Genomic DNA, 12,357 nt, shown 5'->3' on the forward strand with positions numbered 1-12,357 from the left:
ACTGCCACTTATAACAACAGGAATAACAACGTGAAAAGCAAAATTGCCCTGACTATTGCCGCCATTTTGGCATCCACCAGCGCCTTGGCTATTCAGCCTTCTGAACAAGCTAAGCGTCTGGCCAAAGAGACTATCCTGGTCGACGGCCATATCGACGTCCCGTACCGTATCAATGACGAGTGGGAAGATGTTACCTTCGCCACCCCAAAGGGTGATTTTGATTATCCAAGAGCCGTAGAGGGCGGCCTGAACGCGCCCTTTATGTCTATTTATATTCCTGCCAGCTATGAAGAGTCTGGTGGCAGTGTACTGCTGGCCAACCGTTTGATTGACAGCGTAGAAGCCATTGTGGGCCGTGCACCAGAAAAATTTGCCATCGCCCACTCTGTGGCAGACGTAGAAGCCGCGTTTAAAGCCGGTAAAATTGCTCTGCCTATGGGCATGGAGAACGGCACGCCTCTGGAAGGCAGCATGGAAAACCTGCAGCACTTCTATAAGCGCGGCGTGCGATACATCACCCTGGCGCACTCCCAAGCCAACCATATTTCTGACTCTTCCTACGATCTACGCCGTAAATGGCATGGCCTGAGTGATTTCGGCAAGCAGTTAGTTACCGAGATGAACAATATTGGCATGATGATCGATATCTCTCACGTCTCAGACGATGCCTTTTATCAGGTAATTGAACTGACTAAAGCGCCGGTCATTGCCTCACACTCTTCACTGCGTAAATTCACACCAGGTTTTGAGCGCAATATGGACGACAAAATGATCAAAGCCCTGGCTAAGAATGGCGGTGTGGTGATGATCAACTTCGGTTCCAGCTTCGTCTCCAATCAGGCACAAGCCTGGGGCAAGAAACGCAGCGCCGCAATGAAGGATGCACAGGCCAAAGACCGCGCCTCCTTCGACAAGCAGTATCGTCAAAATAACCCCTACCCCTTTGCCACGCTGGAAATCGTGCTGGACCATATCGACCATGTGCGTGATTTAGTGGGTATCGAGCATATTGGTATTGGTTCTGACTATGACGGTGTGGGTGACTCACTGCCGACCGATCTAAAAGATGTATCCACCTACCCCAACCTGGTGCAGGGCCTGTTGGACAGAGGATACAGCGAAGCGGATATCCGTATGATTCTGTCTGAAAACCTATTACGCGTATGGCGTCAGGTGGAAGAGTACGCCGCCAAGCACTAATCGCGCTCTTAGCGACCCCCACAAAAGGCCTTGCTTAACACAAGGCCTTTTTGTTTATTCACGCAGCCATTTCCCGCCTGGGGCTGTACATCATCTGTACGAGTGTTAGGATCGCCGCCCAGGTTGCTTCGGCAAATCTTCTAATCGGCTGAACCTTCAGCCCTGACCAAGGACTTATCATGTCTAAGACCTATAACACTTCCGAGCTGCAAGCCAGCTATGGTATCGGCCTGCAAATGGGCGAGCAGCTAGCCTCTAACCCTTTCGAGGGCCTGGATATTGACGCCGTACAAGATGGTTTGGCAACCGCATTCCATCAGCTGCCCAGCGCCGTGAGCAACGACGACCTGCGTACTGCATTTAATGCTATTCATGAGAAGATGCAGGCAGCCAAGGCAGAACAGTCCAAGGCCGTTATCGCTGAAGGCGAGAATTTCCTGGCAGACAACGCCAAACGTGACGGCGTAACCGTCACTGACTCCGGCCTGCAATATGAAGTACTGAACGAAGGTAATGGCGACAAGCCGGTTGCCTCCTCTACCGTGCGCACCCACTACCACGGTACCCTGATCGACGGTACGGTATTCGACAGCTCTTACGAGCGCGGTCAACCTGCCGAGTTCCCGGTCGGTGGCGTGATTAAAGGCTGGACCGAAGCCCTGCAACTGATGCAGGTTGGTGCCAAATGGCGTTTATATGTACCTTATCAACTTGCCTACGGCGAGCAAGGTGCAGGCGCGGCTATTAAGCCTTTCAGCACCCTGATTTTTGACGTAGAGTTGCTGGATATTCTGTAATATCCCTGGCTGGCAATGTTGCTGGCCATACATATATTTGGCGGCGCGCCATCAGGTGCGCCGCTGCAAGGATGAATAATGCGTAACCTGCTATGGATAATGGCCTGTTTAAGTTGCTTTGCCTTAGGTTACCTCGCCGCTTCTCTCTCTACTGCGCCCATAGATGTAAATACTGCTGCAATCAGCGAAACGCCGCCGCCAACCACCGCAGTGACTTCGGATGCCACGCCAGATGTAACTCACACGCCTCCCCCGGCGCCAATCTTCAGTCAGTCGGAAGAACAAGACCAGCAACCTGCCCTGAACGCTAAATTAGAAAAACAACTGCAGGACAAACAGCGCACCATCGACAAGCAGCGTACTCAACTGCGAAAAATATTAAACAGTAAAGCCTATCAAAAGGCACTGGCGGAAACTATCCAAGTGACTGACGAGGATATTGAACGGGACAAGCTACCGGAACCCTTCAGGTCATTTGTTAATGGGCTGGATGGTCATGTTGCCGAGCAGTATCTGGCGTTGATCAATGAGCCTCAGGATCAAGACGAGGCTTACAGGCTGACACAAAATATTGCAGACTTTCTGCAAATGCATGAACTGTCTCATTTGTACGAGATAGAAAATGTCCGTTGTAGCCAATCGGTCTGCGAGATCCGCGGTTTAAAAGATACAGATTCGCTGCGTATTGCGTTAGATGCGCTGAGTAAGCAGCCTTTCTGGCGACAGAACTTTAATTCCACTTCTTCGTCCAGCTCGAATAGCAAAGAACATGGTAAATACTTATACCTGCTGGCAGGTCGAAAGGTAGTCTCTATCCCCAAATAACAAAAGGCCTGAAGAATCAGGCCTTTTTTATCTGCAACCACAATCAGTTGGCGCGGCTCACCAACAGTGCGTCAACCAGATAGTTGTAAGCCCCTTCACCGATTTGTGCAGCAATAGCCTCGATATCCGGTGAGAAATAGCGGTCGTGGTCATAAAAAGCCACGCGCTCCCGCACCAGGCCATAGCCCTGCTCTACCTTAGCACTGGACAGCAACGGACGACGAAAATCCATGCCCTGAGCGGCAGCCAGTAGCTCTACCGCCAGAATACCGCGGGTATTCTCAGCCATATCCGCCAGACGACGACCGGCAAAGGTGGCCATAGACACATGATCTTCCTGATTAGCTGACGTTGGCAAACTGTCCACCGAAGCCGGATGGGCAAAGGTTTTGTTTTCCGACGCCAGCGCTGCGGCCGTAACCTGTGCCAACATAAAACCGGAGTTTACCCCGCCGTTATTGACCAAAAAGGGCGGCAGCTTAGACAGACCGCTGTCAATCAACAGCGCCATACGACGCTCAGACAAGGCACCGATTTCGGCAATGGCCAGCGCCAGGTTGTCTGCAGCCATGGCCACCGGCTCGGCATGGAAATTACCGCCGGAGATAATGTCATCACCAAATACCAGAGGATTGTCGGTGACGCCATTCGCCTCAATTAACAACACCTCAGCGGCCTGGCGCATCTGAGTTAAACACGCGCCCATCACCTGTGGCTGACAGCGCAGTGAGTAAGGATCCTGCACCTTTTCACAGTCATGATGGGACTCCCCTATGCCCGAGCTGTCGCCGAGTAAATCACGGTACGCCGCCGCCATATCAATCTGGCCGAGCTGACCACGGGCTTCATGAATACGCGCATCAAATGGCGCACGGCTACCCAGCGCCGCTTCCACGCACATAGCCCCGCCAACCGTGGCTGCCGCCAACAAGTCTTCGGCGTAGAACAAGCCTTCCAGAGCAAAAGCGGTGGAGGCTTGGGTACCGTTTAACAGCGCCAGGCCCTCTTTGGGCGCGAAGGTGACAGGTTCAAGCCCGGCGATTTTCAGGCCCTCAGCGCCAGTCAGTTTCTCGCCTTTATGGCGCACATGGCCTTCGCCCATCAACGGCATACTCATATGCGCCAATGGGGCTAAATCGCCGCTGGCCCCTACCGAGCCTTTTTTCGGTACACAGGGGTACACTTCGGCATTTAACAAGGCAATCAGGTTTTCAATCACCTGTAAGCGAATACCAGAGAAACCACGGGCCAAGCTGTTGATCTTCAGCAACATCATCAGCCTTACTGTGCTGTCATCCATCAACTGGCCGGTACCGGCCGCATGGGAAAGTACGATGCTGCGCTGCAGCAGTTCCAGCTCTTCGGGTTTGATTCTGGTGTTGGCCAGCAAGCCGAATCCGGTGTTGATTCCGTAAACCACCCGACCTTCATCGAGGATTTTTTTCACTGTGGCCGCCGAGGCATTAATCACAGGCTTAGCCTGCTCGTCCAGCTCAATGGTCATCGACTCGCGGCTGGCGGCGCGAAGCTGCGCTAAAGTTAGTTTTCCGGGTTGGAGTTTTAGCCTGGCCATTATTTGTTCTCCAGCATAGGTAGATCCAGGCCGTGCTCTTTGGCACAGCGTTTGGCAATGTCGTATCCCGCGTCGGCATGGCGCATGACGCCGGTTGCCGGGTCATTCCACAATACCCGTCCCACCCGCTTGGCAGCCGCGTCGCTGCCGTCACATAAAATCACCACACCGGCATGCTGGGAAAAGCCCATGCCCACGCCACCGCCGTGATGCAAGCTAACCCAGGTAGCGCCACCAGCGGTGGACAGCAGAGCGTTTAGCAATGGCCAGTCAGATACCGCATCCGACCCGTCCAGCATACTTTCGGTTTCACGGTTAGGGCTGGCTACCGAGCCTGAGTCCAGATGGTCACGACCAATCACCACAGGCGCTTTAAGCTCACCGTTTTTCACCATCTCATTAAAGGCCAGAGCCACACGGGCACGGTCTTTCAGGCCAATCCAGCAAATACGGGCGGGCAAACCCTGGAACTGAATGCGCTCACGGGCCATATCCAGCCAGTTATGCAAATGGGCGTTATCGGGGATCAGCTCTTTAACTTTCTGGTCGGTTTTATAGATATCTTCCGGGTCACCAGACAGCGCGGCCCAGCGGAATGGCCCGATGCCCTCACAAAACAACGGGCGGATATACGCCGGTACAAAGCCAGGGAAATCAAAGGCATTGGCCACTCCTTCCTCAAAGGCCATCTGGCGGATATTGTTGCCATAGTCCAAGGTGGCTGCGCCGCGCTCCTGCAAGGTCAGCATAGCGCGCACCTGCACGGCCATAGACTGTTTGGCCGCTTTAACTACCGCGGCTTCATCCTGCTGGCGCATGCTGGCCGCCTGTTCCATGGTCCAGCCTTGCGGCAAATAGCCATTTAACGGGTCATGGGCAGAGGTTTGGTCGGTGACCACATCCGGGGTGATATTGCGCGTAACCAATTCAGCAAACACATCGGCAGCATTGCCCAGCAAACCTACTGATACCGGACTGTCTGAGGCATTAATGATGGCCAGGGCTTCATCCAGGGTTGCGGCCTTTTTATCCAGATAACGGGTACGCAGGCGAAAATCGATACGGGTTTCATCCACATCCACTGCCAGCATTGAAAAACCAGCCATAGTGGCCGCCAGCGGCTGGGCGCCCCCCATACCACCAAGCCCGCCGGTAAGTACCCACTTGCCTTTTGCTTCGCCGTCGAAGTGCTGTCTTGCCACGGCGCCAAAGGTCTCGTAGGTGCCCTGCACAATGCCCTGACTACCGATGTAAATCCAGCTACCAGCGGTCATCTGGCCGTACATCATCAGGCCCTGCTTATCCAGCTCGTTAAAATGCTCCCAAGTGGCCCAGTGTGGCACCAGGTTGGAGTTGGCAATGAGCACTCGCGGGGCATCTTCGTGGGTTTTAAATACCCCAACAGGCTTACCTGACTGCACCAGCAAAGACTCGTCCAGTTCCAGGCGCTGCAATACTTCAACAATTTTATCGAAACACTGCCAGTCACGCGCTGCCCGGCCAATGCCGCCATACACCACCAGATCTTCCGGCCGCTCGGCCACGTCAGGGTCTAAATTGTTCATCAGCATGCGCAAGGCGGCCTCGGCCTGCCAGTGCTTGCAGCTTAGTTGGCTGCCATGGGGCGCGCGGATCACCCGCGATGGATCATGTCGGTTGCTCATGTTATCTCCTGTTGATTCGTTCGCTTGGCACAAAAGTTAAATGGCCGCCAAGCTGATATTTTTCCCCCGGATGCGTCAGCAAAGCGTGGCTGACCACACCATCGCGGCTCCAGGTGGTTCGATGTAAGCGCAGGCAAGGCATTCCAGCCTGCAAATGCAGATATTGGATAGCCAGGGGATCGGCCAGTAGCGCTTCCACCCTATGCTCGGCTTCGGTCAGCGGTGCTGCCGTGCACAGGTATTCATGGGGCGTCAGGGCGCTAAAGTCCTGCTTAAGGTAATCAGGTGCCAGGGCCGGATTAACAAAACGCTGCTCAAGCTGTAATGGCTCATCGTCCTGCCAATGGCAGATCAGGCTGCTGTATAGCTTACTGCCCACCGGCAAAGCAAAGTGGGCAGCCAGGGCGTTATCAGCCTGGATTTCTGCCAGCTCGATAACTTGTGCCCGATGGTGACGCTCGCGCTCACGGATCTCGTCGGCAATATTGCGGATTTGCAGCATAGACGACTGACTTTTAAGTGGTGCCACGCAGGTCGCAGCACCCTGGGTACGTTGCAATACCCCCTGCTCTGCCAGCTCCTGCAAAGCGCGTCTGGCGGTCATACGGCTAACGCCGAATTCACCAGCCAGCTGGTTTTCAGACGGTACGGCATCGCCTTCCTGCCAGCGTCCGGTTTCGATACGCTGCAAAATATGCGACTTAATCTGCTGATACTTGCTGTCAGCCAAACGCTATCCCCTAATATTGGTTAACTGTCGATTAACATCGTTTTATAAATTGACACAAACAACTTGTCTATACAAGATAATAGTCAAGCACAGCCCGTGAAGGAAACTTGCCATGTCGGACACCCATAACGCAGACCTGTTACTTACCAATATCAATCTGGCCACCTTTGATCCTGCTCTTGGCCCCTACGGCATTATTGAGCAAGGCGCACTACTGGTGACGGGCGGCCATATTCAATGGCTGGGCAAACAGCAAGACTTGCCCAAGCTTGGCGACGTTAGTCACGCCGTGGACGGGCAAGGGCAATGGCTGCTACCGGGTTTTATTGATTGTCATACCCATTTGGTATTTGCCGGTAACCGTGCCGATGAATTTGAGCAGCGTCTGCAAGGGGTAAGTTATACCGATATCGCCAAGCAAGGCGGTGGTATACGCCGCACTGTTACCGCCACCCGCGAGGCCAGCGAAGCCCAACTACTGACCCTGGTGCTAAAGCGCGCCGAGGTACTGCTGGCACAGGGTGTTACCTGCATAGAAGTTAAATCCGGCTATGGCCTGGATGCAGACAGCGAGCTCAAGCTACTACGGGTTGCCAGGCAGATTGAAAAACATCTGCCGCTGACCATAAAAACCACCTTCCTCGGCGCCCACGCCCTACCGGCGGAATATCAGGATGACGCTCAGGGCTATATCGACCTGGTGTGTCAGCATATGCTGCCCCAAGTGGCCGAACAGCAACTGGCCGATGCCGTGGATGTATTTTGCGAAAACATTGGTTTTACCCTGGCGCAAACCCGGCAGGTATTCGAAGCTGCCAAACAACTGGGCCTGCCGGTAAAACTGCATGCCGAGCAGCTTTCCAATATGGGTGGCAGTGCGCTGGCTGCCGATTATCAGGCCTTATCGGTTGACCATATTGAGTTTTTGGATGAAGCGGGCGTAAAGGCCATAGCCCAAAGCGGCACGGTGGCCACCCTGCTGCCCGGCGCATTTTACTATTTGAGAGAAACCCAAAAACCACCTATCGACCTGCTACGCCAGTATCAGGTGCCTATGGCCGTGGCCACTGACTTTAACCCCGGCACCTCACCTATTTTGAATCTGCCGCTGATGCTAAATATGGCCTGCACCTTGTTTGCCTTAACGCCGGAAGAAGCCCTGCGAGGGGTAACCCAACATGCCGCCAAAGCACTGGGGCTGCAAAACACACTCGGCATGCTTAAAGTAGGTATGCAGGCGGATATGCAGCTATTGGATATCAGTCACCCCAACCAGCTCGCTTATCAGATTGGCGGCCATCCTCTGACGCGCTTATGGCAGGCCGGAAAACCAGTTAAGGGCGGGCAAAAGTAGCGGGGTTTGCGGAGCTCCCATAGCGCAGAGAGAATATGAACTGACCACAAAGCACACAAAGGTCACGAAGGGCCGGCCGAAAATAAAGTTTAAAATCAGTGGGTTAAGTTCGCGGAATTTGGGCTAGCCAGTATGCTATCTTCTTCGTGCTCTTCTGAGCTTCGTGGTGAGACTGGTATTTGGGTGTTTTTAACTCTGAAAAACTTGGTAAACACAAAAGTCACGAAGGGTTGCACTGGTTTGACGACAGCAATGAAAATAATCATTTTGGCTATATGTCCAAATCTGACAAAGAAAAAGGCAAATCTGTTGGTACTCACTTGGAAGGATGGTGAATACTTATAACAAGGCGCAGCACTCACTCCCTTCGGTCGCTGGGACGTCAAACGCTAACGCGTTTTTCCGCCCGTGTGCTTTGCGTTATACGATTAAATATATGAACGAGAAGCTCCTCAAGATTATTAATGAACGTCAGTTGGTTTCTGTGATGAACAAAACCAAGTGGCGTGAAGTATGCGAGGATTTTGAAGAACTTGATTCTCCACATATCTGTATTCGATATAAGTTAATTACGTCAGATGATATTTTTGGCTTTAGCCCAGTTTGGTGGGATCAATTATTAGAGGATGCTTCAGCAATAGAATGGCTTGATTTTGAGCCAGTTGTGAGTGAGCATCGAGGTCGCCTCGTATCAAATAAAAAGACAGATAGGTCTGCTGAGATACTTAGTATTTTAAGGAGACATAGTATTAGATATTCAAATCAGGAATCATACTTTCGAGTCTGGGGTTACTTAACTCCAGGGGATTGTCCTGAGTTCGTATAACAAGGCCATTCAACATTAGCGCGCTGGGACGCCCAATACTCTGCTTCTTTTGTGTTGTCGCTGCGCTCCAAAGTAACACAAAAGAAGCTACATATTGGCCGCCGTTGATGGCGGCGTTATACATACACAAGGAATGCATAGTGAAAACCCGAATAATGTATATCGAAAATAAAAGCGGTGATGAATTAAATGGCGCAGGCCGGATAGGTCGAGTGCGCTTTTCAAAAACTGGGAAGACAATTTATTACCGTGATGCTGAGCTTCAATCTTTGAAAGGATATGGCTTTAAATCCAACTATTTTGATGTGAATACTGGGGAGCATTATTGGGTATCAGGTCCTAAGAAAAATGGACAAGATACGCTTTACCCAGATCACATTGAAATTGATGAAGATGTGCGAGAAGAATATTGGCGTGATGTTCGTGGTGTTGATTGTGATCTTTCCGTCTTTAAAAGCCAAGGCTCTACGGTTGGTTGGCGTGCAGAGCAGTACCGTAGGTAAGCGTATGTATAACAAGTTAAAGCAGCGGAAAACCACTCGCTGCGTTCCCGTTTTCCGCTGTTCAAAGCGTTAGATTTACGGAGTAACATGCTAGCTTCACTTTTTCTTTTCAGTTCCATTGCAAGTTTCTCCGCTGAGACAATATCGGGTTATTGGTTTGGAAATGATGATGAAGATAATCGTCAGTTTCTTGTATACCGAAGTGATAATGGCGAATACATATCTCTACAACAGTTCTTAGAAGACGATACTGTAGTTAAATGGAGTATTCAGTTTGGTTACTGGGAGTTGCTTGATCAAAAAATTGTTGTTAGCCATGTTGGTACATACGATAAAAATGGTGTAAAGACTACAGGGTCCTGTGAATTAGAAACTTCATCATATCAGGTTTTAGAAGGTAATCATGACACCTTAAAGTATCGTTCCTTAGATTCTAATACTGTGTATGTCACCTATCGCACTTCTCCAGATAAAATAAGTGGTAATGACTTTGTTGACTACATCGAAGTAATCATAAAGGGAATAAATATGCATCGGACTAATTGCGAGTAAACCTAACAAAAAACTATTATCACTCACTGCGCTCGTTGGGACACAAACACGTAGGCTCCCTTCGCTTCGCTCAGTATTATAGCCTACGTATTTGTGCCCCAAAGTTGGGCGTTATGCAATCAAAAGAGCACCCAGCATGAAATACTTACTTTCTCTTCTGTTCATTATCCTGCTTCCAGGCACCGTCTATGGCGAGGATCTTGGATACGCTGGCTATAACAAAGAAGGTCAGAGTGTAGGAGAAAAGTTAAGTGAGCTAAAAGGCGATAAATCTTTTAATGTCTACGAGCAGGGCGGGTGGACTATCGCTAGTTCTCAAGATGGCGTGATGTACAGTTTTACTCCAGAAAATCACCCTGCGCATCCCGCGTATGTAGAGAGGCGAGTGATTGAACGCGAAGGTGCTGTTTATATAGATATGTCGGCACGCTGTGGGGCATCAAAGGCTGCCTGTGATGATCTTGTAAGATCATTTCAAGAGTTAAATAAAAAAATCATCCAGAACATGGGCGGATAAATGCATAACAAGGCCATTAAAATCTGGCCGCAAAATGCGCGGCCTACGACGCTCCTATCGTTACGCGCTTTATGGCGGCTACATGGACTCCCCCGTTTGTCAAACAACAGCTACACTATTTGATGTGTGGTATGGGACTGCCGCTCTACATTCGGCCTGTTAATGGGCTTGCTCGTGCCCTGGCCATGATGACAAATGGGTAAGGAATCCATTTGAACGCCCAAAGGGCGGCCCGCAGGGCGAGCACAAGGATAGAGCGAGTAATTTCGCGTGTGGGATCTCATTCGTCAGAAGGCTTTTTGAAGCCCGCCGCAATTGCCGAAACAACACCCCCCTAAGCGGCCCAAGCCGCTTTAATCCCGCTTAAAATTTCCGGTCAGTTCAGGGCGCTGCTAAAAGGTGGGCAATTTACTGGGAGAAAATTGAGTGGAAGACACGTCTGGGATGGTATCGCCCGGAATTTGCGACAATTTCTTTAGGAATAAAATTGAACAGCTTTAGCTGACCTGACAGGCAACAGGCAACAGGCAGGATGCTTATTGTAAATGGGACTGGCGCACCACAGAAGGTGCGTCATATAAGTCATGGAACGCTTTCCTCAATGGTTGCCATATAAGTTTGGCAAAACCCCGGGAAAGGAGGAGTGCATATCATTCGTTAGCTTTCAGAAGAAGCATGAAGTTTTATCTCCGCTATCTTGATGATTTTAGCTCACAAGGTGCTTATACTAAAACCTTAGCAAAGTACGACTGGATAACACTACGATTTGTTATCCATCTAGCTTTTCAGCGCTTAGTTCATTTATAAACGTATTTCAGCCACCTATCGCTGACAAGCTAGATAGTTCAGGTGGTCATGGCTTGAACTTCCGCCATACAAACCAACTGCCAGTAAAGGCTTTATGTTCACAAGGATGAGTATGAGCACATTAGACTGCCCCACCTGTAAGAAAAAGGCGATGTCAAACTGGGATAAGCTCAACCTGAGCCCTCTAGCGACAAAAAAGTGCGCTAATTGCGGTGCATGTCTTTCAGTTCCTTTTTACACAGCACTTATACCTATAATACCCATAATGGCTTTGATGCTCATTATATTAAGCAAAGGTTTATCTGGTTCTTTTATAAATCAAGCATTTCCTATTTTCGGTTTAGCTATTGTATTTATCTTATTAAACTTTGTACCTTTAAAATCTAAAAAGTAATTTATACATACAAGTCAAGGCAGAGGGACTTTGCATGTTAATAGTTGGTTTTCCTCAGCGTGTAAGGTAGTTTAGTTGCAACGCTCCCTCTAAATGGGAAACGGAATTTTATTAGGGAACTTAAACTCAAGCACCTAAGGCCCATACTCAACACAGCAAAAGAGTGCAAAGAGGCTTGATTTATCCTTTTAAGCACCCTGATACGAAGATGACAACGACAAGAAAAGTTATGATGATCCTTACCGCCCGAAATATTAAATCCACATTAATAATGAGCATTACCATGGCAGTAACACTGTTCTTGATTAGGATTTTTTACCAAGACCTAGATGTTACAGCATTAAATCTCATCCCCTATTTAGGGTCGGCCTTGGCGGGAGTCATTACAGTATTTTTATATTTGTATGCTTTTCCAAGCCAAAGAAAAGATACCTTTCTTACTTTTTTTATTCCCGGCATGGTTTTAATGGCGAGCATAATTGTAAGCGGCTTGGCTGACCTCTGGTTTGTTGATGAGCTGATCTTTGCACTGGCTTTTATATTGGGCGGGAAAGAGATTTCAAAGCCCACCGAAGGCGCTTTATAACGATCACTGTCGCGGGCTAGATTGAGCAA

13 protein-coding genes are annotated in these 12,357 nt (G+C 50.0%); 10 read left to right on the top strand and 3 right to left on the bottom strand.

Translation table 11 applies throughout. The features are described 5' to 3' along the window. The first annotated feature begins 30 nt into the window (after nt 1-30). From IEX02_RS13720 to IEX02_RS13730, 3 genes are all read left to right on the top strand, one after another. Nucleotides 31-1,200, top strand: coding sequence for a dipeptidase (locus IEX02_RS13720; protein WP_188696249.1), 1,170 nt, complete (start codon nt 31-33; stop codon nt 1,198-1,200). 179 nt (nt 1,201-1,379) lie between these two features. Beyond that, nucleotides 1,380-1,997, top strand: coding sequence for a BamJ family beta-barrel-assembly machinery protein (gene bamJ / locus IEX02_RS13725; protein ID WP_188696252.1), 618 nt, complete (start codon nt 1,380-1,382; stop codon nt 1,995-1,997). Nucleotides 1,998-2,075: 78 nt separating this feature from the next. Continuing rightward, a complete protein-coding gene (locus IEX02_RS13730) occupies nt 2,076-2,822 on the top strand; it encodes a hypothetical protein (protein ID WP_188696255.1) in 747 nt (248 codons plus the stop codon). A 43-nt stretch (nt 2,823-2,865) separates the two neighbouring features. On the opposite strand, the gene hutH is transcribed toward IEX02_RS13730, so the two are convergent. From hutH to hutC, 3 genes are read right to left on the bottom strand one after another with little or no spacing between them, the layout of a single operon-like run. Beyond that, nucleotides 2,866-4,395: a histidine ammonia-lyase gene (hutH, locus tag IEX02_RS13735; RefSeq protein WP_188696258.1), complete on the bottom strand. Its 1,530-nt coding sequence runs from the start codon at nt 4,393-4,395 to the stop codon at nt 2,866-2,868. Then, nucleotides 4,395-6,059, bottom strand: coding sequence for a urocanate hydratase (gene hutU / locus IEX02_RS13740; protein WP_188696260.1), 1,665 nt, complete (start codon nt 6,057-6,059; stop codon nt 4,395-4,397). The genes hutH and hutU overlap by 1 nt, the downstream gene beginning before the upstream one ends. Before the next feature lies 1 nt (nt 6,060). Continuing rightward, nucleotides 6,061-6,789 (bottom strand): histidine utilization transcriptional repressor HutC, encoded by a 729-nt coding sequence (gene hutC / locus IEX02_RS13745; RefSeq protein WP_188696262.1) that lies wholly within the window; start codon nt 6,787-6,789, stop codon nt 6,061-6,063. A 112-nt stretch (nt 6,790-6,901) separates the two neighbouring features. Here hutC and hutI point away from each other — a divergent pair, with 112 nt between their 5' ends. The 7 genes from hutI (at nt 6,902) to IEX02_RS13780 (ending at nt 12,328) form a co-directional block, all read left to right on the top strand. Further along, nucleotides 6,902-8,143 carry an imidazolonepropionase gene (hutI, locus tag IEX02_RS13750; RefSeq protein ID WP_188696265.1) on the top strand — a complete coding sequence of 414 codons (1,242 nt, stop codon included), beginning with the start codon at nt 6,902-6,904 and terminating at the stop codon, nt 8,141-8,143. Between the two features lie 436 nt (nt 8,144-8,579). Continuing rightward, the gene (locus IEX02_RS13755; RefSeq protein ID WP_188696268.1) at nt 8,580-8,969 is read left to right on the top strand and encodes a DUF6678 family protein; all 390 of its coding nucleotides are present in this window, start codon (nt 8,580-8,582) and stop codon (nt 8,967-8,969) included. Nucleotides 8,970-9,109: 140 nt separating this feature from the next. Further along, nucleotides 9,110-9,472 (top strand): hypothetical protein, encoded by a 363-nt coding sequence (locus IEX02_RS13760; RefSeq protein ID WP_229702224.1) that lies wholly within the window; start codon nt 9,110-9,112, stop codon nt 9,470-9,472. A gap of 87 nt (nt 9,473-9,559) precedes the next feature. After that, entirely contained in the window at nt 9,560-10,024 is a 465-nt protein-coding gene (locus IEX02_RS13765) for a hypothetical protein (RefSeq protein ID WP_188696271.1), read from the top strand. A 136-nt stretch (nt 10,025-10,160) separates the two neighbouring features. Continuing rightward, on the top strand, nt 10,161-10,541 hold the full coding sequence (locus IEX02_RS13770; protein ID WP_188696274.1) for a molecular chaperone DnaJ: 381 nt from the start codon (nt 10,161-10,163) through the stop codon (nt 10,539-10,541). A gap of 919 nt (nt 10,542-11,460) precedes the next feature. Next, the gene (locus tag IEX02_RS13775; protein WP_188696276.1) at nt 11,461-11,742 is read left to right on the top strand and encodes a hypothetical protein; all 282 of its coding nucleotides are present in this window, start codon (nt 11,461-11,463) and stop codon (nt 11,740-11,742) included. Between the two features lie 229 nt (nt 11,743-11,971). Further along, nucleotides 11,972-12,328 (top strand): hypothetical protein, encoded by a 357-nt coding sequence (locus IEX02_RS13780; RefSeq protein ID WP_188696278.1) that lies wholly within the window; start codon nt 11,972-11,974, stop codon nt 12,326-12,328. Nucleotides 12,329-12,357: the final 29 nt, after the last annotated feature.

This window comes from Bowmanella pacifica (assembly GCF_014645355.1).
GTDB lineage: Bacteria > Pseudomonadota > Gammaproteobacteria > Enterobacterales > Alteromonadaceae > Bowmanella > Bowmanella pacifica.

Coding starts and splice junctions, on each gene's coding strand:
- hutH (WP_188696258.1), bottom strand. CDS start 4,395: ATGGCCAGGCTAAAACTCCAACCCGGAAAACTAACTTTAGCGCAGCTT.
- IEX02_RS13765 (WP_188696271.1), top strand. CDS start 9,560: ATGCTAGCTTCACTTTTTCTTTTCAGTTCCATTGCAAGTTTCTCCGCT.
- IEX02_RS13755 (WP_188696268.1), top strand. CDS start 8,580: ATGAACGAGAAGCTCCTCAAGATTATTAATGAACGTCAGTTGGTTTCT.
- hutI (WP_188696265.1), top strand. CDS start 6,902: ATGTCGGACACCCATAACGCAGACCTGTTACTTACCAATATCAATCTG.
- IEX02_RS13780 (WP_188696278.1), top strand. CDS start 11,972: ATGATGATCCTTACCGCCCGAAATATTAAATCCACATTAATAATGAGC.
- bamJ (WP_188696252.1), top strand. CDS start 1,380: ATGTCTAAGACCTATAACACTTCCGAGCTGCAAGCCAGCTATGGTATC.
- IEX02_RS13770 (WP_188696274.1), top strand. CDS start 10,161: ATGAAATACTTACTTTCTCTTCTGTTCATTATCCTGCTTCCAGGCACC.
- IEX02_RS13775 (WP_188696276.1), top strand. CDS start 11,461: ATGAGCACATTAGACTGCCCCACCTGTAAGAAAAAGGCGATGTCAAAC.
- hutU (WP_188696260.1), bottom strand. CDS start 6,059: ATGAGCAACCGACATGATCCATCGCGGGTGATCCGCGCGCCCCATGGC.
- IEX02_RS13730 (WP_188696255.1), top strand. CDS start 2,076: ATGCGTAACCTGCTATGGATAATGGCCTGTTTAAGTTGCTTTGCCTTA.